19 protein-coding genes are annotated in these 22,065 nt (G+C 69.1%); 6 read left to right on the top strand and 13 right to left on the bottom strand.

Annotation, left to right across the window (positions count from 1 at the left end):
• Window positions 1-2: 2 nt before the first annotated feature.
• Window positions 3-1,280, bottom strand: coding sequence for an MFS transporter (locus RCP80_RS25845; protein ID WP_308480380.1), 1,278 nt, complete (start codon window positions 1,278-1,280; stop codon window positions 3-5).
• Between the two features lie 102 nt (window positions 1,281-1,382).
• Here RCP80_RS25845 and RCP80_RS25840 point away from each other — a divergent pair, with 102 nt between their 5' ends.
• Window positions 1,383-1,988 (top strand): YqgE/AlgH family protein, encoded by a 606-nt coding sequence (locus tag RCP80_RS25840; protein WP_308480379.1) that lies wholly within the window; start codon window positions 1,383-1,385, stop codon window positions 1,986-1,988.
• Window positions 1,989-2,095: 107 nt separating this feature from the next.
• Here RCP80_RS25840 and purU read toward each other — a convergent pair whose 3' ends face one another.
• From purU to RCP80_RS25825, 3 genes are read right to left on the bottom strand one after another with little or no spacing between them, the layout of a single operon-like run.
• Complete coding sequence (gene purU, locus RCP80_RS25835; protein ID WP_308480378.1) at window positions 2,096-2,989, bottom strand: formyltetrahydrofolate deformylase; 894 nt, start codon at window positions 2,987-2,989, stop codon at window positions 2,096-2,098.
• 13 nt (window positions 2,990-3,002) lie between these two features.
• Complete coding sequence (locus tag RCP80_RS25830; RefSeq protein ID WP_308480377.1) at window positions 3,003-3,356, bottom strand: hypothetical protein; 354 nt, start codon at window positions 3,354-3,356, stop codon at window positions 3,003-3,005.
• A gap of 35 nt (window positions 3,357-3,391) precedes the next feature.
• Window positions 3,392-4,360: an LpqN/LpqT family lipoprotein gene (locus tag RCP80_RS25825; RefSeq protein ID WP_308480376.1), complete on the bottom strand. Its 969-nt coding sequence runs from the start codon at window positions 4,358-4,360 to the stop codon at window positions 3,392-3,394.
• 247 nt (window positions 4,361-4,607) lie between these two features.
• Between RCP80_RS25825 and leuS the strand changes: the two genes are divergently transcribed.
• Window positions 4,608-7,460, top strand: coding sequence for a leucine--tRNA ligase (leuS, locus tag RCP80_RS25820; protein ID WP_308480375.1), 2,853 nt, complete (start codon window positions 4,608-4,610; stop codon window positions 7,458-7,460).
• Window positions 7,461-7,554: 94 nt separating this feature from the next.
• Here the strand turns inward: leuS and RCP80_RS25815 are convergent, their stop codons facing one another.
• Window positions 7,555-8,220, bottom strand: a complete 666-nt coding sequence (locus RCP80_RS25815) for an SDR family oxidoreductase (protein ID WP_308480374.1) — start codon at window positions 8,218-8,220, stop codon at window positions 7,555-7,557.
• Between the two features lie 76 nt (window positions 8,221-8,296).
• Between RCP80_RS25815 and ggh the strand changes: the two genes are divergently transcribed.
• Window positions 8,297-9,637: a glucosylglycerate hydrolase gene (gene ggh, locus RCP80_RS25810; protein ID WP_308480373.1), complete on the top strand. Its 1,341-nt coding sequence runs from the start codon at window positions 8,297-8,299 to the stop codon at window positions 9,635-9,637.
• Between the two features lies 1 nt (window position 9,638).
• Here ggh and RCP80_RS25805 read toward each other — a convergent pair whose 3' ends face one another.
• From RCP80_RS25805 to RCP80_RS25770, 8 genes are all read right to left on the bottom strand, one after another.
• Entirely contained in the window at window positions 9,639-10,097 is a 459-nt protein-coding gene (locus tag RCP80_RS25805) for a MarR family winged helix-turn-helix transcriptional regulator (protein ID WP_308480372.1), read from the bottom strand.
• A gap of 60 nt (window positions 10,098-10,157) precedes the next feature.
• Entirely contained in the window at window positions 10,158-10,892 is a 735-nt protein-coding gene (locus RCP80_RS25800; protein ID WP_308480371.1) for an amino acid ABC transporter ATP-binding protein, read from the bottom strand.
• Complete coding sequence (locus RCP80_RS25795) at window positions 10,892-12,604, bottom strand: ABC transporter substrate-binding protein/permease (protein WP_308483030.1); 1,713 nt, start codon at window positions 12,602-12,604, stop codon at window positions 10,892-10,894. Before RCP80_RS25795 ends, RCP80_RS25800 begins: the two co-directional genes overlap by 1 nt.
• A 109-nt stretch (window positions 12,605-12,713) precedes the next feature.
• A complete protein-coding gene (locus RCP80_RS25790; RefSeq protein ID WP_308480370.1) occupies window positions 12,714-13,379 on the bottom strand; it encodes a GntR family transcriptional regulator in 666 nt (221 codons plus the stop codon).
• 110 nt (window positions 13,380-13,489) lie between these two features.
• Entirely contained in the window at window positions 13,490-14,374 is an 885-nt protein-coding gene (locus RCP80_RS25785) for an Rv0045c family esterase (protein ID WP_308480369.1), read from the bottom strand.
• A 110-nt stretch (window positions 14,375-14,484) separates the two neighbouring features.
• Window positions 14,485-15,600, bottom strand: coding sequence for an inositol-3-phosphate synthase (locus tag RCP80_RS25780; RefSeq protein ID WP_308480368.1), 1,116 nt, complete (start codon window positions 15,598-15,600; stop codon window positions 14,485-14,487).
• Between the two features lie 49 nt (window positions 15,601-15,649).
• Window positions 15,650-16,195 (bottom strand): PadR family transcriptional regulator, encoded by a 546-nt coding sequence (locus RCP80_RS25775; protein ID WP_308480367.1) that lies wholly within the window; start codon window positions 16,193-16,195, stop codon window positions 15,650-15,652.
• A 196-nt stretch (window positions 16,196-16,391) separates the two neighbouring features.
• Window positions 16,392-17,258 carry a DUF1707 SHOCT-like domain-containing protein gene (locus tag RCP80_RS25770; RefSeq protein WP_308480366.1) on the bottom strand — a complete coding sequence of 289 codons (867 nt, stop codon included), beginning with the start codon at window positions 17,256-17,258 and terminating at the stop codon, window positions 16,392-16,394.
• Window positions 17,259-17,335: 77 nt separating this feature from the next.
• Here RCP80_RS25770 and RCP80_RS25765 point away from each other — a divergent pair, with 77 nt between their 5' ends.
• Genes RCP80_RS25765 through RCP80_RS25755 form a run of 3 tightly spaced genes read left to right on the top strand, consistent with a single transcriptional unit; the run spans window position 17,336 to window position 21,988 of the window.
• Entirely contained in the window at window positions 17,336-17,770 is a 435-nt protein-coding gene (locus RCP80_RS25765; RefSeq protein WP_308480365.1) for a DUF5318 family protein, read from the top strand.
• Window positions 17,763-20,315: a transglycosylase domain-containing protein gene (locus RCP80_RS25760; RefSeq protein ID WP_373693415.1), complete on the top strand. Its 2,553-nt coding sequence runs from the start codon at window positions 17,763-17,765 to the stop codon at window positions 20,313-20,315. The genes RCP80_RS25765 and RCP80_RS25760 overlap by 8 nt, the downstream gene beginning before the upstream one ends.
• A gap of 32 nt (window positions 20,316-20,347) precedes the next feature.
• A complete protein-coding gene (locus tag RCP80_RS25755) occupies window positions 20,348-21,988 on the top strand; it encodes a glycosyltransferase family 87 protein (RefSeq protein WP_308483028.1) in 1,641 nt (546 codons plus the stop codon).
• Window positions 21,989-22,065 lie beyond the last annotated feature (77 nt).

Raw genomic sequence — 22,065 nt, 5'->3', positions numbered from 1 at the left:
CCTCACCGTAAACGCCCGACGGCCGCGTGCACGGCAAGCCCGCCGAGATAGAGCAGTGAGCCGGCCAGCGCCAGCAGGGGAGCTTGCCCGTCGGGCGGGACGACGGCGGCCGCGGCGGTGACCGCGGCGATGAACGAGACCCAGAAGAGTGAATCCTGAACGGCGAACACATGTCCGCGCAGCGGGTCGTCGACGTCGATCTGCATGGCGCTGTCCGCACACAGCTTGACCACCTGGCCCAGCGCGCCCAGGGCCAGGCCGCACAGCACCAGCACGGGCAGCTGCAGGGTCGCCGCGGCCACCTGCACGAGCGCCGCGGCGGCCAGCGCGGCGTTGGCGGTGGTGTACCGGCCCCAACGCCGCACCGCTGCCGGCGTGAGAACGGTGGCCAGGAAGGAGCCGGTGCCGGTGGCGGCCACGAACACCACCGCGGTGCCCAACCCGGCGACCCCGACGGTCGGGACATCGGTGTGCCGGACGATGACCAGCACCAGCAAGGTGTTGATGCCGAACGCCATTCGGTGCACCGCCAGCCCGGCCAGCGTCGCGGCGACCGGGGGCACGGCCCACACGGTCCGGGCGCCGCGCAGCCAGCCGCTGGCCACCGCGCGCACCGCCGAGCCGTGGTCGGTGCGGACGGTGTCGTCGGGGCCGAGTACCCGGGCCGGGAACCTCAGCGCCAGCAGCAGGGCGAGGGTCACCGGAACCGCGACCATGAAGATGATGGCCGCCGAACCGGTGTCGCCCGCCCCGATCAGCCAGCGCGGCACCAGCATGAAGTTGGCGCCGGCGAACGCGGCCAACGCCCCGGCGGCGATCGCGACCGAGTTCATCGACACCACCTGATCGCGGGGGACGACATGCGGCAGCGCCGCCGACAGGCCCGAGCCGACGAAGCGGCCGAAACCGTTGACCAACAGCGCGCCGCACAGCACCGCGAGGTCGCTGGCGCGGGTCGCCAGCAGCAGCCCGACCCCGAGGATCAGCACCAGCCGACCGAGGTTGGCGCCCACCAGGACCAGCCGACGATCCCAGCGATCCAGCAGCGCGCCGGCGAACGGTCCCAGCAGCGAGTAGGGCAGGAACAGCACCGCGAAGGCGCCGGCGATGGCCCACGGGGTCGCAGCGCGTTCGGGGTTGAACAGCAAAGCGCCGGCCAGCCCGGCCGAGAACAGGCCGTCGCCGAATTGGCTGACTACGCGCAGTTCGAGAAGACGCCGGAAATTCGGGAGGGCGCGGACGGAACGCCAAACGGCCGGCGAGACACGAGGGTCACCCACACCGACCACTTTCTGGCGATCCGCAAAGTGTCACCCTACAAATATGCCCGCGCCGGTGCGCTTGTTGGCCACAGCCGGGGTGATGGATGCCATGATGGTGGGATGGGTCAGCCAGAGGATCCGGAGGACTTCGTAGCCCCGGCCGCACACCGCGTGCGCGCCGGGACGCTGCTTTTGGCCAACACCGATCTGCTGGAACCGACGTTTCGCCGCAGCGTGATCTACGTCGTCGAACACAACGACGGCGGCACGTTGGGCGTCATTCTGAACCGGCCCAGCGAGATGGCGGTCTACAACGTGCTGCCGCAATGGGCCAAGCTCACCACCAAGCCCAAGACGATGTTCGTCGGCGGCCCCGTGAAGCGGGATGCGGCACTGTGTCTGGGAACGCTGCGGGTCGGAGTGGACTCCCAGGACGTGCCCGGCCTGCGGCATGTGTCGGGCCGGATCGTGATGGTCGATCTCGACGCCGAACCGGATGTGCTGGCCCCGGTGCTCGAGGGCGTTCGGATCTTCGCGGGCTACTCGGGGTGGACGATCGGTCAGCTCGAGGGCGAGATCGAACGCGACGACTGGATCGTGTTGTCGGCGCTGCCCTCCGACGTTCTGGTCGAACCCAAGGTGGATCTGTGGTCGCGCGTGCTGCGGCGCCAGCCGATGCCGCTGTCGATGTTGGCGACGCACCCGATCGACACCAGCCGCAACTGAGCATTCCTGGCGCGAGCGTCGATCCTTGTACGCAGAATCCGCCGGATTCGTACCACAGTGGCCGGTCGCGGTCAGGGCTGTGCCGCTCGTGAAACCGTCCGCGCCACTCAGAGGATGATCGTCTGGTTCCCGTGCTGGACGATCCGGTCCTCGCAGTGCCAGAGCACGGCCCGCGACAGCACGACGCGTTCCACGTCGGCCCCGAGGCGACGCAGATCGTCGACGCTGTGCCGGTGGTCGACCCGCACGACGTCCTGCTCGATGATCGGCCCCTCGTCGAGTTCCTCGGTGACGTAGTGCGCGGTGGCGCCCACCAACTTCACCCCGCGCTCGCGGGCCTTGCGGTACGGCGCCTGTCCCACGAATGCCGGCAGGAACGAGTGATGGATGTTGATCAGCGGGCAGTCCATCTCGGCGAGGAAGCCCCCGGACAGGATCTGCATGTAGCGCGCCAGCACCACCAGGTCGACGTTGCCGCGCAGCAGGTCCAGCTGCCGGGCCTCGGCGTCGGCCCGGCGGTCCTTGTGCACCGGCACGTGCATGAAGGGCACCCCGAACGGACGGACCTGATCCGCCAGATCGGGATGGTTGGAGATCACCATGACGACCGACATGTCCAGCTCGCCGCGGCGGTTGCGCCACAGCAGGTCCAGCAGGCAGTGGTCCTCCCGGGACGCCATGATCGCGACCCGCTTGGGTTTGGCGGCCTCGGTCAGCCGAAAGTCCATCCCGAACTTCGCGGCGACCTGCTCGGCGAAGTCCCGCTCCAGGTCATCGCGCGCCGCCGCGAGGCCTGCCATGTGAAAGATGGTGCGCTGGAAGAACGTTCCGCCGGTCTGCGTCGTGGAGTGCTGGTCCAGCGAGATGATGTTCGCCCCGGCGTCGGACAGAAACGAGCTGGTGGCGGCCACCAGGCCGGGGCGGTCGTCGCAGCGCAGCAGTAGCCGGCCGACGTCCTTGGCGGGCACCGAGGTGGCCGAGGGGAAACCGTCCGTGCTCATATCCGCGGGCCTCTCAGCTACACGACAGGGTGCAGGCCGCGCAGCTGCCGGCGCAGTCGTCCGAGGGGGGCGGACTGGTGGCGGCGTGCGCGACCGCGAATCGGGCGCCCTGCCAGGATCCGGCCGCCACGGTGCCGACCGCGCCGAGGACACAGACGATCAACACCACCACGGCGGTCGAGCCCAGGCCCGCCAGCGCGACGGCGGCACCGGCGGCCAGCATGACCGCGGCGGCCAGCTGGGTGGGTGCCACGGCACGCCGGACCTGCTGGGATACGTCCTCGCCGGCCGGCCGGGTCAGCGTCCACAGCCCGAAACCCGCCGAGAGAACGGCCGCGCACAAGCACAGCACACCGGCGATCAACATAGGGGCCACCTTAACGAGGCGGCGGCGGGTCGGTGCTAGCCGGTGGGTGCCGGGAGCACGGGCAGACCGGGCAGCGCCGCCACCGGCGCCGCGGGTGCGGCCGGGACGGGAGCCACCGGAGCCACGGCCGGCGCCCCGGGGACCACCGCTGCGGGAGCCACCGCACCCGGAGCGACCGCCGCGGGCGCGGCGGGAGCCGCGGGAGCAGCGACGGGCGCGGCGGTCGGCGCGGCCGGATCGGTGACGCGGAACCCGTTCACGATCGCGTCGGTGGCATCCGCGGCGGCCACGGCCTGACTGACCGAGGTGGTCACCGCCAGCGACACCAGATAGTGGTCGGAGCCGGCCTTGGCGATGACGTGGCGCCGCGAGGTGTTCAACGGCAGGTCGTTCTCCAGGTAGGAACCCTCGATCAGCGCCGACGGGAACCCGCCGAAGTCGGCCAGCGACGCGTCGGTGGACTGCCACGCGGGCAACTGCTGGCTGTCGATGAAGCCGTGGGTGATGGCTTCCTTGGGGTCGAACTCGCCGGCCAGCCGGTAGATCACCACCTGCGCGTTGGAGGTGTACAGGCCGCCGCTGGCGCGATCGGCGATCACGACGTAGGCGTCGGGGACGTTGGGGTCGGGCACCTGGGTCCAGCCCGGCGGCATCGGCAAGGTGATGTGCAGCGCCTCGAACACGCGCGGATCCTGCGGTTCCAGGGCCACGCCCCGGTCGGCGAAGTACTCCCGCAGCGTTCCGGAGGCGGCCGGGACCAGGGTGGGCTGTGCGGGGGCGGCCAGCATCGAGACGGGTGCCTGCGGGAGCGCCGCCGAGGGTGTCGAACCGGTGGCCACGGGCGCCGCGGTGACGGTTTGGGTGACGGTGACCGGCGCGGGTGCCGGCGGCGCGGGCAGCACCGGGTCGGCGGCGGCGTTGGTGCCGGCAAAACCCATTACGCAGGCGACGGCGGCGGCGGCACCGCCCGCCACCACTCGCCAGCTACGAACCTTGGAGAACATAATGTCGCCCGTCCTTCCAGGTGGCGGAAGCTGACTTCCGCATCATTCGAATTCGGGGCGCACGCCACCCCCTGTAGGGGCCGACTGTAACCCCGCCTCAGCGCCCCGAACGCGGCTCGACGACAGCTGGAACACACCTGGAACCAACCCCTGATGCCCTCGCAACGCAACCGAGACCAAGCTGTTGCCAAGATCACTGGAATTCGGCCCTTTTTGGCCCGCGGCGCTGCCCTTATACCCTGTCTGGGTGACCGAACCCCAGATACCTGGAACTGAATCCGACGCACCCCAATTTCGCTACAACGCGGAACTGGCGGGCCGGATCGAGCAGGACTGGCAGCAGCGGTGGCAGGAACTGGGCACATTTAATGTCCCGAACCCGGTGGGGTCGCTGGCCCCGGCCGACGGCGCACCGGTGCCCGAGGACAAGATGTTCGTCCAGGACATGTTCCCCTACCCGTCCGGGGACGGCCTGCATGTCGGTCACCCGCTGGGCTACATCGCCACCGACGTCTACGCCCGCTATTTCCGGATGACCGGCCGCAATGTGCTGCACGCGTTGGGATTCGACGCGTTCGGCCTGCCGGCCGAGCAGTACGCCATCCAGACCGGCACGCATCCGCGGATCCGGACCGAGGCCAACATCGTCAACTTTCGACGGCAGTTGGGCCGGCTCGGGCTGGGTCACGACGCTAGGCGTAGCTTCTCCACCACCGACGTGGACTACTACAAGTGGACGCAGTGGATCTTCCTGCAGATCTACAACGCCTGGTTCGATCCGCAGACGCAACGGGCCCGGCCGATCGCCGAGCTGATCGCCGAGTTCGAGTCCGGAGCAAGGACTCTCGAGGACGGCCGGCAGTGGTCCGAGCTGGACACCGGGGCGCGGGCCGACGTGGTGGACGCCCACCGGCTGGTCTACCGCTCGGACTCGATGGTCAACTGGTGCCCGGGCCTGGGCACGGTGCTGGCCAACGAGGAGGTCACCGCCGACGGTCGCAGCGAACGGGGCAACTTCCCGGTTTTCCGGAAGCGGTTGCGGCAGTGGATGATGCGCATCACAGCCTACTCCGATCGGCTGCTGGACGATCTCGAGGTGCTGGACTGGCCGGACAAGGTCAAGAGCATGCAGCGCAACTGGATCGGCCGCTCCACCGGGGCCAATGTCCAGTTCGGTTCGCCGGCCGGCGACATCGAGGTCTTCACCACCCGGCCCGACACGCTGTTCGGCGCGACGTACCTGGTGCTGGCACCCGAGCACGAGCTGGTGGACCGCCTGGTGGCGCAGACTTGGCCGGACGGGGTGGATCAACGCTGGACCTACGGCGCGGCCACCCCGGGCGAGGCGGTCGCCGCCTACCGCCGGGCCATCGCCGCCAAGTCCGATCTGGAGCGCCAGGAGAACAAGACCAAGACCGGCGTGTTCCTGGGGACCACGGCCGTCAACCCGGCCAACGACGCCCCGGTGCCGATCTTCATCGCCGACTACGTGCTGGCCGGCTACGGCACTGGCGCCATCATGGCGGTGCCCAGCGGGGATCAGCGTGACTGGGACTTCGCCACCGAGTTCGGCCTGCCCATTGTGGAAGTGGTTGCCGGTGGCGACATTTCGCAGGGCGCCCACACCGGTGACGGGACCCTGGTGAACTCCGGATTCCTCGACGGGATGGACGTCGCGACGGCCAAGGCCGCCATGACCGACAAGCTGGTGGCCGACGGCCGCGGGCAGCAGCGCGTCGAGTACAAGCTGCGGGACTGGCTGTTCGCCCGGCAGCGCTACTGGGGCGAGCCGTTCCCCATCGTCTACGACGCCGACGGTCGCGCGCACGGGTTGCCCGATTCGGCGCTGCCGGTGGAACTGCCGGACATCGAGGACTATTCGCCGGTGCTGTTCGACCCCGACGACGCGTCCACCGAGCCGTCACCGCCGCTGAACAAGGCCGGCGACTGGGTGCACGTGGACCTGGACCTGGGCGACGGGTTGAAGTCCTACAGCCGCGACACCAACGTCATGCCGCAGTGGGCCGGCAGCTCCTGGTACGAACTGCGGTACTGCGATCCGAACAACCCGGATACGTTCTGCGACAAGGAGAACGAACGCTACTGGATGGGCCCGCGGCCGGCCGAGCACGGACCGGACGACCCGGGTGGGGTCGACCTCTACGTCGGCGGTGTCGAGCACGCGGTGCTGCACCTGCTGTACTCCAGGTTCTGGCACAAGGTGCTCTTCGATCTGGGCCACGTCAGCTCCAGCGAGCCATACCGCCGCCTGGTCAACCAGGGCTACATCCAGGCCTACGCCTACACCGACGCGCGCGGGTCCTACGTGCCCGCCGCCGACGTCGTCGAGCGCGACGGCAAATTCATCCTGGCGACCGACGACGGCGAGATCGAGGTGTTCCAGGAGTTCGGCAAGATCGGCAAGAGCCTGAAGAACTCGATCTCCCCGGACGAGATCTGCGACGACTACGGCGCCGATACCCTGCGCGTGTACGAGATGTCGATGGGTCCGCTGGAGGCGTCCCGGCCGTGGGCGACCAAGGACGTCGTCGGCGCCTCCCGGTTCCTGCAACGGGTGTGGCGGCTGGTGGTCGACGAGAACACCGGGGCGGGCCGGGTCACCGACGACGAACTGGACGAGGCGACCCTGCGCGCGCTGCACCGCGCGATTGCCGGGGTGTCCGAGGACTACGCGAACCTGCGCAACAACACCGCCGCGGCCAAGCTGATCGAGTACACCAACCACCTCACCAAGACGGGCGTCACGGCGCGCGCGGCGATCGCGCCGCTGGTGTTGATGCTCGCACCGCTGGCCCCGCACCTGGCCGAGGAGCTGTGGCGTCGGCTCGGCAACGAGACCTCGCTGGCGCACGGGCCGTTCCCGGTTGCCGACGAGTCCTATCTGGTGGAGGACACCGTCGAGTACCCGGTGCAGGTCAACGGCAAGGTCCGCGGCCACATCACCGTGCCCGCCGACGCGGACGCCAAGGCGTTGGAGGCCGCCGCGGTCGCCGAGGAGAAGGTGGCGGCCTTCCTGGCCGGCGCCACCCCGAAGAAGGTCATCGTGGTTCCCGGCCGGCTGGTCAACATCGTCGCCTAATTTCTACCGCGACCGTGCGCGTCCCCGGCCGACACGCCGCGGGATTTACGTGGTTTGCGCACCTTCGTCGACCTGCGCGGCGGGATCGGGCAAACTAGCGCGGTCGGATGACCACCTCATGCACGTCGCCGTCTGGCGGTGTGGCGACGACGTTGGCAACCACCTGCGCGACGGTCTCCGGCTTCAAGAAGCGCGCCGGGTCGTAGTCGCGCCCCTCGTAGGCGGTCAGGTCGCGCTGCATGTCGGTGTCGATCCGACCGGGGTAGACCGTGGTCACGCGCAGGCCGGGCTCGTCGGCGCGCAGCGAGTCGGCGAACGCGCGCAACGCGAACTTGCTCGCCGAGTAGGACGCGAGCCCCGGGGACGGGTTGCGGCCCGAACCGGAGTTGATGAACACCACCTGACCGGCGGCCGCCCGCAACTGCGGCAGCAGGGCCAGGGTCAGGGCGACGGCACCGGTGACGTTGACCTCGAACGTGGCGCGCCACTCCTCCACCGACGATTCGCTGACCCGGCCCGGGTAGGCCACGCCGGCGCAGTGCACCAGCACGTCGAGTTCGGCGAGCACCTCGGCACCGGCCTCGATGCTCTCGGAATCGGTGAGCTCCAGCGGCCAGGTCGGCGCGCCGAGGCGCTCGGCGACGGCGTCGAGTTCGGCCGACGGTCGCCCGGCCAGCAGCACGGTGTGGGTGGGCGCCAGCGCGGAGGCGATCGCCGCACCCAGGCCGCGGGAGGCACCGGTGATCAATGCGGTCGGCATGGGCGCCACCCTACCCAGCGCGCCGCGCAGGGTCCCTCGACGCGCGAGTCGGTGCACCACGCCGCAGAATGGTCGGATGGCCCCCGACCCCAGCTTCACGCCGACGCAGCTCGCGGCCCGCGCCGCCTACCTGCTGCGCGGCAACGATCTGGGCAGCATGACCACCGCGGCCCCCCTGTTGTATCCGCACATGTGGAGCTGGGACGCCGCCTTCGTGGCGGTCGGGTTGGCCCCGCTGAGTGTCGAACGCGCGGTCGTCGAGTTGGACACGTTGCTGTCTGCGCAGTGGGGCAACGGCATGATCCCGCACATCGTGTTCGCCAACGGGGTCGACGGGTACTTCCCGGGCCCGGCGCGGTGGGCCTGTTCGGCGCTGGCCGCCCACGCGCCGCGGACCCGGCACACCTCGGGGATCACCCAGCCGCCGGTGCACGCGATTGCCGTGCAGCGCATCCTCGACCATGCGCGCCGCCGCGGCCGCTCGAGCCGCGCGGTGGCTGACGCGTTCCTGGACCGCCGCTGGGAGGACCTGGTCCGCTGGCACCGGTGGTTGGCCGAGTGCCGCGATCAGAACTCGCGCGGCCGGATCACCCTGTACCACGGTTGGGAATCCGGGATGGACAACTCGCCGCGCTGGGATGCCGCCTACGCCAACGTGATTCCCGGCGCTGTGCCCGAGTATCAGCGCGAAGACAACAGCATCATCACCGACGCCACCCAACGTCCCTCCGACGGCGAGTACGACCGCTACCTGTGGCTGCTCGAGGAGATGAAGTCCGCTCGCTACGACGACGAATTACTGCCCAAGGTCATGAGTTTCGCGGTGGAGGACGTGTTCGTCTCGGCGATCTTCTCGGTGGCCTGTACGGTGTTGGCCGAGATCGGCGAGGAACAGCAGCGCTCCCGCAGCGACGTGCGGGAACTGTACGGGTGGGCGGACCGGTTCCGGGCCGGCGTCATCGAGGGGTGCGACGAAAGAACCGGCGGCGCCCGCGATTACGACGTGCATGCGCAGCGCTGGGTGGCCACCGAGACGGCGGCACAGTTCGCGCCGCTGCTGTGCGGCGGGCTGCCGCACGATCGGGAGCGGGCCCTGCTGAAGCTGATGGAGGGGCCGCGGTTCTGCGGACACCCGGACCTCAAGTACGCGCTGATCCCGTCGACGTCACCGGTGTCGCGCGATTTCCGGGCCCGCGAATACTGGCGCGGACCGGTGTGGCCGGTGATGACCTGGCTGTTCTCGTGGGCGTTCGGTCGCCGGGGTTGGGTCGAGCGGTCGTCGATGCTGCGCCGGGAAGGTCTGCGTCAGGCCAGCGACGGCACCTTCGCCGAGTACTACGAACCGTTCACCGGGGAACCCCTGGGCAGCATGCAGCAATCCTGGACCGCTGCGGCCGTGCTGGATTGGCTGGGTTGAGCTACTCGCCGCCGGCCAACCGTTCGAGGGGCCCCAGCGCCGCGTCGAGCGTTTCGAGGTCCTGCGGACTGAGTTGCCGCAGCAGGGCCGCCAGCGAGGCATACCGGTGCGCCAGCGCCTCCTGATGCTGGGCGTGACCCTTGGGCGTGATGTCCACCAGGACGGCGCGCAGGTCCGAGGGGTCCTTGGTGCGCTTGACCAGTCCGAGCTTCTCGAGCCGGCGGATCGCCACGGTGGTCGTCGGTGTCCGGACGCGCTCGTGCGCCGCCAATTCGGTCATCCGGATCGGACCCTGGTTGAGCAGCGTGACCAGGATGGACAGCTGCGCCAGGGTCAGTTCACCGGCCGCTTCGGTATGGGTATCACCGCGGCGCAGCAGGGTGAACAGCTTTGCCAGCGTACGGTGCAGACCCTCGGCAAGCTGGGTCACCTCGGGGAGGGTGGCATCGCCTTCGGGCATAGTTCGCTAGTCTAACCTGTCTGCGACTGACAGGACTCCACGTCCGTCAAATTGCGGCCCTCACAGCACCTGGGACAAAAAGCGCTGCAGTCGGTCGGTCTCGGCGCCCTCGAAGATCCGCTCCGGTGGCCCTTCCTCCACCACCGCGCCGTGGTCCATGAAGACCACCGCGTCGGCCGCGGATCGGGCAAACCCCATCTCGTGGGTCACCACGACCATCGTCATCCCGTCCGCGCCGAGTTCGGCGATCAGCGCCAGGATGCCCTTGACCAGCTCCGGGTCCAGCGCGGAGGTCGCCTCGTCGAAGAACATCACCTGCGGCGACATCGCCAACGCCCGCGCGATCGCGACCCGCTGCTGCTGACCGCCGGACAAGGTGCCGGGGCGCACCTCGGCCTTGTGTCGCAGCCCAACCCGTTCCAGCTGGGCCAACGCCAGGTCCTCGGCGGCCTCGCCGGACAGTCCCTTGAGCTTGCGCGGGGCCAGGCTCACGTTGTCGAGCACGCTGCGGTGCGGGAACAGATTGAACTGCTGGAACACCATGCCGATGCGTTGCCGTAACTGGTTCGGGTCGTCGCGCAGCACCGAGCGGCCGTCCAGCAGGATGTCGCCGCTGTCGGGTTCGTAAAGCCGGTTCAGGGTGCGCAGCAGGGTGGACTTGCCGGAACCCGACGGCCCGATCACCGCGGTGGTGCTGCCCGCGGGCACATCGAGGTGCACGCCCCGCAACACCTTGTTGGGCCCGAAGGCCAGATGAATATCCCTGCCCGCCAGCGAGACTGCCTCTCCGGTCATCAGATCATCTCCTGGGTGGTCGCCGGCGTCGGGCCCAATGGGTCCTCGGCCTCGGCGGAGGTGCGGCCCCGCCGCATCCGGGCGTCGATGTAGTTGACCAGATGGGTCAGCGGAATCGTCAGCGACAAATAGAACAATCCCGCCGCCACCAGCGGCGAGAGACTTCCGGTCTGCGCGTTGAGATCTCGGCCCACCTGGAACAGCTCGCGCTGGCTGGCGATCAACCCCAGGAAGTACACCAGCGAAGAGGCCTTCAGCAGCGAGATGAACTGATTGACCAGCGCGGGCAGCACCCGACGCACCCCCTGCGGCACCACCACCAGCTGCATCGAGGACGAATAGCTGAACCCGAGTGCCCGCGCGGCCTCCATCTGCCCGGCTTCCACACTCTGGATGCCCGAGCGCAGGATCTCCCCGACGTAGGCGGCCGCCATCAGCCCCAGCGCCGCAATTCCCAACGGGTAGGGGTTGTTTCCGGTGAGTCCACCGACGACGGGGCCGAATCCGAGGCCGATGATCAGGATGATCACCACCTCGGGCAGCCCGCGGAAGATGTCGGTATAGACGCGCGCGGGCCAGCGCAGCAGCCGGGAGCGGGAGATGTTGGCGATGGCCAACACCATGCCCAACACCAGGCCGATCACGGCTGCCCAAAAGGTCAGGATGAGGGTGTTGGGCAGCCCGGTCTTGAACAGGTCGGGTATCGCCTGCTTGTAGAGCTCCCAGCTGAAGAACGCCGTACCCAGTTGCGACAGGGTGGATTTCGGCGCGGACGATTCGGCCGCGGGGGCTTGGCCCGCGGCGATCGTCGCGAAATCGGGCAGCTGTGGCGCGGGGGCGGCCTTGGAGCCGGGTTTCCAGCCCGGCGGCAACGCGCGGGGGACCCACTCGGAGTACAGGCGTGCCCAGGTCCCGTCGGCGATCACCGCGTCCAGACCCGCGTTGAGCGCGTCGATCAGTGGGGTGTTGTTCTGAGCGACCGCGTAGGCCACGAAATTGTCCAGGCTGAAGGTGTTTTCGACGATGACGGCGGGGTCACCGGGTTGGACGGTACCGACGGCCTGCTGCGAGGGCGCCACCCAGGCGTCGAGCTGGCGGGTCTTGAGGCTGCCGTAGACGGTGTTGTAGTCGGGGAACTTCACCGGATCCAGTCCCAGGGTGTCCACCAGATAGGACTCCTGGACGGTGCCCTGCACCACGCCGATGCGTTGGCCGGCGGTCAGTTGCGAGAAGCTCGTGATCGGGGAGACGGGGGGCACCACCAGCGAGAAGTAGCCGAAGTCATAGCCGTTGGTGAATCCGACGGTGCGTCGCCGGGGTTCGGTGGTGGTGATCGACGAGGAGCCCACGTCGAAGCGGCGCGACGCCACCTGTGCCAGCAGGCCGGAGAAGTCGGTGCCGACGAAGTTGACCTGCAGGCCCAGCTTCTCGGCGATCGCGCGCAGCAGTTCGTTGTCGAATCCGGTGAACTGGCCCTGGGCGTTGATGCAGATGCTCGGCGGTGCGTCCGACAGGGTTCCGACGGTCAGCGTGCCGGGGGTGCCGAGGCCCAGGGTCGCGACGTCGATCGAGTCCAGCGGCGCGACCGTCGCGGTCGTGTACCTGTCCTCGTCGGGGCCTTTGGCCGCGGCGGCAAGGTTGGTGGGCAGCGCGCTGGCGCTGCCGACACCGGGCGGGGCGCACTGGTCCGCGGCGGCCGGCGGGGCCAGCATCAGGCCGAGCCCCAGCAGCGCCACGACGCCCAGCGCCGGCAGTCGTGGGAAGGCAAATCTCATGGCACGAACGTAGCCCGCCGGGCGCCGGGGTGTCGGGCTCTTCTTTTCAGGGCGACCGCAAGTCGCCCAGGACGCCGCGTCGGCGCAGTTCGGCGATCATGATCTCGGCCATGGCCGCGGCGGCGCCGTGGTTGGCGGCCCGGGCGGCGTCGGGGTCGCCGCGGCGGATCGCCTCGGTCTCGGCCTCGTAGAAGCCCATCAGCTCGCCGCGACGCTCGTCGTAGGCGCTCCAGAGGCTGCGCGGGACGAAGTTCTGCGACGAGCGGATCAGCGCGCGCAGTCGCGGTCCGGCGTAGCCCTCGTTGATCGTGCAGCGGTATTCGTGGCCGAGTTCCTGAAACGACCGATTCTCGCCGAGCAGCCGCAGCTGCCGCAGCAGCGACTCGAGGCGTTCGAGCAGCGCCGGGTTGGGGTGGGCGGCGGCGCGTGCCGCGGCCATCCCGTTGAGCAGACCGTAAAGCTCGTGATGTTCGACGATGGTGTCCTCGTCGAAGGGTTCGACGAACGCACCGCGGTGGTACCGCGTGGTGAGGATGCCGTCATGTTCGAGCTGAACCACGGCCTCCTGCACGGGAACTCGACTCAGGCCCAGGTCCTCGGCCACCTCGTTGCGGTCGATGCGATCGCCGGTGCGCAGCTTGCCGGTCAGGATCAGGTTCACCACGTGGGCGACCACCTGATCCTTGTCCTTGATCCCATAGTTCTTCGGCATGGCCGGATCTCAGCGTTCGGCGATGGTGCGGGTGGGGCAAATCACCTCACCAAGGTAACCGCACGAGCGCGGCCGCAGGCGGCTACGGCATTTGGCGCCGCGGCAACCGATCAGAGCAGGCCGCGCAGAATCTCGATGAGCCGCAGCGGCTGATCGCCTTGCACCGAATGTCCCGCGTCGGGCACCACGATGGTCTCCCGAAAGCCCGGCGCGCCCTTGGCGAACGACTCGGCATCCTCGTCGTTGACGAAGTATGAGTTGGCGCCGCGCACCAGGGTGGTGGGCATGGTGATGGCCGGGACGTCGTCCCAGAGTCCCTCGAACCCGTCACCCTTGCGGAACGAGTCGTAGCGCCACGTCCAGGTGCCGTCGTCCAGGCGCTTGGAGTTGTGAAACACCCCGCGGCGCAACGACTTGCGGTCCCGGTGCGGCGACGCCGCGACCGCGGCGTCGAGCATCGCGGCGAAGCTGGGAAAGGTCCGTTCGCCACGGACCAGCGCGACCGCACCCTGCTGGGCCTTGGTCATCTGCTCGTGGCGTTCGGGGGCCGAGGGCGTCACATCCACCAGCACCAACTGGGGGACCAGCGCGGGTTCGGTGGCAGCGAGGCGCAATGCGGTCAGCCCGCCCAGCGACATGCCGACCACCAGGTCGACGCCGGCGGCCCACTCGTGCAGCACCGGGCGCAGCGTCTCGGCGTTGAGTTTCGGTCCGTAGTCGCCATCCTCGCGCCACGCGGAACGGCCGTGGCCCGGCAGGTCCACCGCGACCGCGGGCAGTCCGAGACCCAGCACCACGGTGTCCCAGGTGTGGGCGTTCTGGCCGCCGCCGTGCAGGAACAGCACGCGCGGCGGCTGGTCACCGAACTTCAGCGCGCTGATCGGGCCGTGCTCGAGGCGCCGCACGGGCGGGAGGTCGCGGATACCGAGCTGCTCGGCGTTCTCCGGCAGCAGGGCGAATTCGTCGAGATCCGGCAAATCGTCGTCGGTGTACACCACGTCTTTATAGCCCGTGTCGCCCAATGAGGCTGCGCCCACCGTCCAGAAATGCGCCTTGGATTCAAGCGCGTGACGCAATCGGTGAGCACAGGCTCAACGCCGCAGAATTATCCGGCGATGAAGCGCTCGAGCTCTTCGCGGGCCACGTCGTCGGCGAGCTGCTTGGGCGGGCTCTTCATCAGGTAGGCCGAGGCCGGGATGATCGGGCCGCCGACGCCGCGGTCCTTGGCGATCTTGGCCGCGCGCACCGCGTCGATGATGATGCCCGCCGAGTTCGGCGAGTCCCACACCTCGAGCTTGTACTCCAGGCTCAGCGGCACGTCGCCGAAGGCGCGACCCTCGAGGCGCACGTAGGCCCACTTGCGGTCGTCGAGCCAGGCGACATGGTCCGACGGGCCGATGTGGACGTTCTTGTCCTCGACCTTGCCGGCCAGTGCCCCGGTCAGGTTCGACGTCACGGCCTGGGTCTTGGAGACCTTCTTCGACTCGAGGCGCTCGCGCTCGAGCATGTTCTTGAAGTCCATGTTGCCGCCGACGTTGAGCTGGTAGGTGCGGTCCAGCGTCACGCCGCGGTCTTCGAACAGCTTGGCCATCACGCGGTGGGTGATGGTGGCGCCGATCTGGCTCTTGATGTCGTCGCCGACGATCGGCACACCGGCGTCCTCGAACTTCTTGGCCCACACGGGGTCGGAGGCGATGAACACCGGCAGCGCGTTGACGAAGGCCACCCCGGCGTCGATGGCGCACTGGGCGTAGAACTTGCCGGCGTCATCGGAGCCCACCGGCAGGTAGGACACCATGACGTCGACCTTGGCGTCCTTGAGCACCTTGACCACGTCGGCCGGGTCGGTGTCGGAGATCTCGATGGTCTCGGCGTAGTACTTGCCGATGCCGTCCAGGGTCGGACCGCGCTGCACGACGACATCGGTCGGCGGCACATCGGCGATCTTGATGGTGTTGTTCTCCGAGGCGAAGATCGCCTCGGAGAGGTCGAAGCCGACCTTCTTGGCGTCGACGTCGAACGCGGCGACGAACTTGACGTCGCGCACGTGGTACGGGCCGAACTTGACGTGCATCAAACCCGGGACGTTGGCGTTGGCGTCGGCGTCGGCGTAGTACTGCACGCCCTGCACAAGCGAGGACGCGCAGTTACCGACGCCGACAATGGCGACCCGCACATCCTGGGACGCATTTGACGCCGCAGTCGCGTTGTTCTCACTCATGAGTGTTCTCCTTTATCCGGTACTGCCGTAGTTCGGTACTGCTCAGCGGTCAGGGTTGATCGGTACGGGTCTGGGTGTTGCGCTCAGCGGCGATCAGATCGTTGAGCCATTTCACTTCGCGCTCGCTGGATTCCAGACCGAGCTGGTGCAACTGCTTGGTGTAGCGGTCGAACGAACTGCTGGCCCGCGCGATCGCCTCCCGGAGGCTCTCGCGGCGTTCCTCCACCTGGCGGCGTCGACCTTCCAGGATCCGCATCCGCGCCTCGGCGGGAGTGCGGTTGAAAAAGGCCAGGTGCACACCGAAGCCGTCGTCGGTGTAGTTCTGCGGGCCGGTATCGGCGACCAGTTCCGTGAAGCGCTGCCGGCCGGTGTCGGTGAGCTGGTAGACGCGACGAGCGCGGCGGAGCTTCGTGGTGCCCTCCGGGGCGGCGTCCTCGACGATGAGACCGTCGGCCTGCATGCGCCGCAGCGCGGGATACAGCGAGCCGTACGAGAACGCCCGGAACGCCCCGAGCAGGCCGGTCAGCCGCTTGCGCAGCTCATAACCATGCATCGGCGATTCAAGCAGCAAGCCCAAGATGGCAAGTTCGAGCACTCAAATCACCTCCCGCAGCAGTTGTGGATACGTCACGCCGTTAGGGCGGATCGACACCTCGCAAAACTGTATCGCGCCGATATATTGAAAACCAAGTGGCTACCCCCGAAAAACTCCGCGAGCGGGCGCGTCCCCGGCCCGACACGCCGCAAAATCCCCGGTACTACGCACGCTCGGTGCGGGTAAATCGCACAGCTCAGGGGTAGGAAATCCGCTTCTGGCTGCCGTCGGGATTCAGTTCGATCGAGCCGGACCCGAATTCACTGGAGATGTACACCGAGATCTCCACCGCCTCCGGCGTCGCGGGATCGCCGGACGGGTCAACGATCAGGTAGCTGGTCGTGACGTCGGCAGGTTTGAGGCCCAGCGTCTCCGGCGCGCCGCGCAGCACCCCGACGATCGCCCGGTGGTCGAACCGGCTGAGATCCACCAGGCGGGCGTTGTCGCTCTTGGCCGACGACGACGGGTCGTCCCACCCGCCGCGGTAGGAGTAGGAGAGCTCACGGCGTTCCTCGGTCGGGTCGAGACGGTTCACCGACGCGTAGTCGGGATAGATCACCGCGCGGTATCCCATGGTGTCGCCGAACTTCTGCCGCATCTGCTCGAAGAGCCCCGTCAGCCCGCCCAGCGAGTGCAGCTGCCGCGGCGGTGTCAGGACGACGGGGGCAATGCCGTCGGGGCGTGCGCCGGGATCGCCGGCCGCGGCCCCCGGCGTCGACCCCGAGCCCCCGAAGAACCCCCACCCGATGCCGATGCCCAGCAGCACCAGCACCGCGGCCACCGCCGCCAGGGCGCCCCGGCCGCGCGCCGCCGGCCGCTGCAGCGAGGGCAGCTGAACCGGAGCGTTCGCATTCTGCAGATCGTCGACCAGCGCGGCGAGCTGGCCCAGGGTGGCCGCCGAGGTCGCGGACGCGACGCGTTGACGGTGCTCTTCACCGGAGAGTTGGCCGTCCGCCAGCGCGCTGTCGAGCACCTTGCAGGTGTCGTTTCGGTCACTGTCCTTAGCGCGGGTATTGGCCGTCTGACGTGTCGCCACCCCACGATCGTAAGAGGTCGACGCCATGTTGACGCGCTGTCCGCGGAGGCGGCGTGCGGCCCGTCGAGCCTCGGCGAATAGCGGGCCGACGTACTCTGGTCAACGTGCGACTGCAGCGACAGGTGGTGGACTACGCCTTGCGGCGGCGATCACTGCTGGCCGAGGTGTATTCCGGCCGTACCGGCGTCACCGAGGTGTGTGACGCCAACCCCTACCTGCTGCGGGCCGCCAAATATCACGGAAAACCCAGCTCGGTCATGTGCCCGATTTGCCGTAAGGAGCAGCTGACGCTGGTGTCGTGGGTGTTCGGCGAGCACCTCGGTGCGGTGTCCGGTTCGGCGCGCTCGGCCGAGGAACTAGTGCTGCTGGCTACGCGATTCGACGAATTTGCTGTACACGTGGTGGAAGTATGCCGAACCTGCAGCTGGAACCACTTGGTCAAGTCGTACGTGCTTGGCGCGCCGCGGACGCCGAAGAGCGCCCCCGCCAAGCGCCGCACCCGGACGGCGCGCGACAGCGCGCGCACGGCCAGTGAATAGCGAAGGGCGCCACGACCGGTCAGCCAGTGATGCTCCCAAGGGGGCACCGCCTGCCGATGAGCGCCGCACCGACAGCCACCGACCGCCGTGGCAGCAGCCCGCGCCGTCCGAGCGCCGCGGTCCCGCCGAGCGCCGTGGCCCCGCTGAACCTGCCGGCCCGCCCCGAACCGGCGGTGGGCGGCACGCCGCGCGCCGCGAGGGCCCGCCGCCGGATCTGCGGCCCACCGCGGTGATCCCCCCGGTGCGGGCGGATTCCGACCCGCGCTGGCGCGACCCCATCGACGTGGTCAAGGCCGCCCTCGACGGCGCCCCACCCCCGCCCAAGCCGCCGAAGGACCGACCCGGCCGGGGCGGCTCCGGCGGCGACGGCGGTGGACCGGGCCGCCCGCCCCTGCAGATCAACTGGCGCTGGGTGCGCCGCGGCGCCACGGTGTGCGCGGTGCTGTTCCTGCTGTTGCCGTTGATCACCTTCGGGATGGCCTACACCATCGTCAAGGTCCCCAAGCCCGGCGACATCCGCACCAACCAGGTGTCGACGATCGTCGCCAGCGACGGGTCCGAGTTGGCCAAGATCGTGCCCCCGGAGGGCAACCGGGTCGACGTCAAGATCGACCAGATCCCGGTCCACGTCCGGCAGGCCGTGATGGCCGCCGAGGACCGGGACTTCTACAGCAACCCCGGCTTCTCCTTTACCGGGTTCGCCCGCGCCTTCCGCAACAACATCCTCGGCAGGGACGTGCAGGGCGGTTCGACCATCACCCAGCAGTACGTGAAGAACGCGCTCGTCGGCGATCAGCGCAGTGGCGTCGGCGGCCTGGTGCGCAAGGCCAAGGAACTCGTCATCTCCACCAAGATGTCCGGCGAGTGGTCCAAGGACCAGGTCCTCGAATCGTATTTGAACATCATCTATTTCGGCCGCGGCGCCTACGGGATCGCGGCCGCCTCGCGGGCGTACTTCGACAAGCCCGTCGAGGAACTGACCATCGCCGAGGGTGCGCTGTTCGCGGCGCTCATTCAGCGGCCGTCGACGCTGGACCCCGCCGTCGACCCCGAGGGTGCCGCCGACCGCTGGAACTGGGTGCTCGACGGGATGGTGGAGATCGGCGCGCTCTCGCCGCAGGTCCGCGCCGAGCAGGTGTTCCCGGCGACGGTGCCGCCCGATCTGGCGCGCAACGCCAACCAGACCACCGGGCCCAACGGCCTGATCGAACGCCAGGTCATCCGCGAACTGCTGGATCTGTTCAACATCAGCGAGCAGCAACTCAACACCGAGGGCCTGCAGATCACCACCACGATCGACCCGCAGGCCCAGGCCGCGGCCGAGGAGGCGGTGACCGATGCGCTGGAGGGCCAGGACCGGGACATGCGCGCCGCGGTCGTCTCGATCGACCCCAAGACCGGCGGGGTCAGGGCCTACTACGGCGGTTCGGACGCCAACGGGTTCGACTTTGCGCAGGCGGGTCTGCCCACTGGGTCGGCGTTCAAGGTGTTCGCGCTCGTCGCCGCGCTCGAACAGGGTATGGGCCTCGGCTATCAGATCGACAGCTCCCCGCTGACCGTCAACGGCATCGAGATCAGCAACGTCGAGGGCGGCAGCTGCGGCACCTGCAATATCGCCGAGGCGCTCAAGCGCTCGCTGAACACCAGCTACTACCGACTGATGCTCAAACTCGAGAACGGACCCGCGGATGTCGCCGACGCGGCGCACCGCGCCGGCATCGCCACCAGCTTTCCCGGCGTCGAGCACACCCTGAGCGAGGACGGCCAGGGCGGCCCGCCCAACAACGGCGTCGTGCTGGGCCAGTACCAGTCGCGGGTCATCGACATGGCCTCGGCGTACGCCACGCTGGCCGCATCCGGGGTGTACCGCACCCCGCACTTCGTGCAGAAGGTCGTCAACTCCGACGGCGACGTGCTCTTCGACGCCGGCGGCCAGGACAACAGCGGCGAGCAGCGCATCGACGAGTCCGTCGCCGACAACGCCACCTCCGCCATGCAGCCGATCGCCGCGTACTCGGGTGGCCACGCGCTGGCCGGCGGGCGTCCGTCGGCGGCCAAAACCGGCACCAATCAGCTCGGCGACACCGGCGACAACCGCGACGCCTGGATGGTCGGCTACACCCCGTCGTTGTCGACGGCAGTGTGGGTCGGCACCACCGAGGGCACCAAGCCGCTGGTGAATCAGTGGGGCGGTTCGGTGTACGGCTCGGGCATCCCGTCCGATATCTGGAAAGACACGATGGACGGCGCGCTGCAGGGCACCGACCAGGAGACGTTCCCCAAGCCCGATTCGATCGGGGGGTATGCGGGCGTGCCGGCGGCCCCGCCGCCGCCCCGGGACCCGGCCACCGACGAGCCGCCGACGCCGCTGCCACCGCAGCCGGGGCAGGTGATCCAGCCGAGCATCGAAGTGGCGCCCGGGATCACCATCCCGATCGGGCCGCCGACGACGGTGCCGGCCGGACCGCCGCTGCCGCCGCCACCGCCCGGCGCGCCGTTTGACCCGAACGCCCCCGTACCGCCCCCGCCGCCGCCGCCACCGTGACCCAGGGGCGCCAGGACGCTGACGAACCCGTTCTGCAGGAACCACCGGAACGGGACGGTGCAACGGTTTCACCGCTGCCCTTGGCCAGCGATCTTCGCAGCGCCGCCGACCGTGACTTGCCAAGCCGCACCGACCCTTTGGGGGCGGCGCTCTCGGATGTCGTCGGGGGGCCGGTGGGCCGGCACGCGCTGATCGGCCGGGCCCGTTTCCTGACGCCGCTGCGGGTGCTGTTCGCGCTGGCGCTGGTGTTCCTGGCGTTGGGGTGGGCCACCAAGGCGCCGTGCCTGCAGACCATCGGCGACGGCAACCCCGCGCAGCGGGTGGCCAATTGGGACAATCAGCGCGCCTACTATCAGCTGTGTTACTCCGACACCGTGCCGCTCTACGGCGCAGAGTTGTTGAGCCAGGGCAAGTTTCCCTACAAGTCCAGTTGGCTGGAGACCGACAGCACCGGCGAGCAACGCGTGCAGTACGACGGCACCCCGGCCGTGCGCTACATGGAATATCCGGTGCTCACCGGGCTCTACCAGTACGTGTCGATGGCGTTGGCCAAGACCTACACCGCGTTGAGCGCGACGATCGCGCTGCCGATGGTCGCCGAGGTGGTGGTGTTCTTCGACATTGCCGCCCTCGGGTTGGCGCTGGCGTGGCTCGCGACGGTGTGGGCCACGGCGCGCCTGGCCGGCCGGCGGATCTGGGATGCCGCTCTGGTGGCGGCCACCCCGCTGGTGATCTTCCAGATCTTCACCAACTTCGACGCGCTGGCAGTGGCTTTCGCGACGGCGGCGATGCTGGCCTGGGCGCGGCGAAAACCGGCCCTGGCCGGCGCGCTGATCGGCCTGGGGGTGGCCGCAAAGCTGTATCCACTGCTGCTGTTGGGGCCGCTGTTGGTGCTCGGGATTCGCACCGGCCGGCTCGCCGGGGTGGGCCGGGCGGCGCTGGCCGCGATCACCGCCTGGCTGGTGGTCAATCTCCCGATCATGGTGATGTTCCCGCGGGGTTGGTCGGAGTTCTTCCGGCTCAACACCCGCCGCGGCGACGACATGGACTCGCTCTACAACGTGGTGAAGTCCTTCACCGGGTGGCGGGGCTTCGACCCGGACCTGGGGTTCTGGGAACCGCCGGTGGTGCTCAACACCGTGGTCGCGGTGCTGTTCGTGCTGTGTTGCGTCGGGGTCGGCTACATCGCGTTGACCGCGCCGCAACGCCCACGGGTCGCGCAACTGGCGTTCCTGGTGGTGGCCGCGTTCCTGTTGACCAACAAGGTGTGGAGCCCGCAGTTCTCGCTGTGGCTGGTGCCGTTGGCGGTGCTCGCGCTGCCGCATCGGCGAATCCTGTTGGCGTGGATGACCATCGACGCGCTGGTGTGGGTGCCGCGGATGTACTACCTGTACGGCGAGGCCAACCGGGGGCTACCCGAGCAGTGGTTCACCACGACGGTGCTGCTGCGCGACATCGCGGTGCTGGCGTTGTGTGTGTTGGTGATCCGGCAGATCTACCGGCCCGAGCTGGATCTGGTGCGCTGGTCCGGCCGCGTCGACGACCCGGCCGGCGGCGTCTTCGACCGCGCGCCCGATGCGCCGCCGCGCTGGCTACCGCGCCGGCTGCGGCCGCGCGTGCGCCAGGATTCGGCGCCGATCGCCGATTTCCCAGCGCAGCGCCCGTTCCTGTAGCCTGAGCCGGTTGCCGACGCAGGCGACTCTCCTGCCACGGAACACGCCGTGGCCGCTACGACCACAGGAGGTGATGA

Origin of the sequence: Mycolicibacterium sp. MU0053, assembly GCF_963378095.1 — a bacterium.
Lineage (GTDB): Bacteria > Actinomycetota > Actinomycetes > Mycobacteriales > Mycobacteriaceae > Mycobacterium > Mycobacterium burgundiense.
Note: the sequence above shows the minus strand (reverse complement) of the source record. Positions and strands in the feature narration are given on the sequence as shown.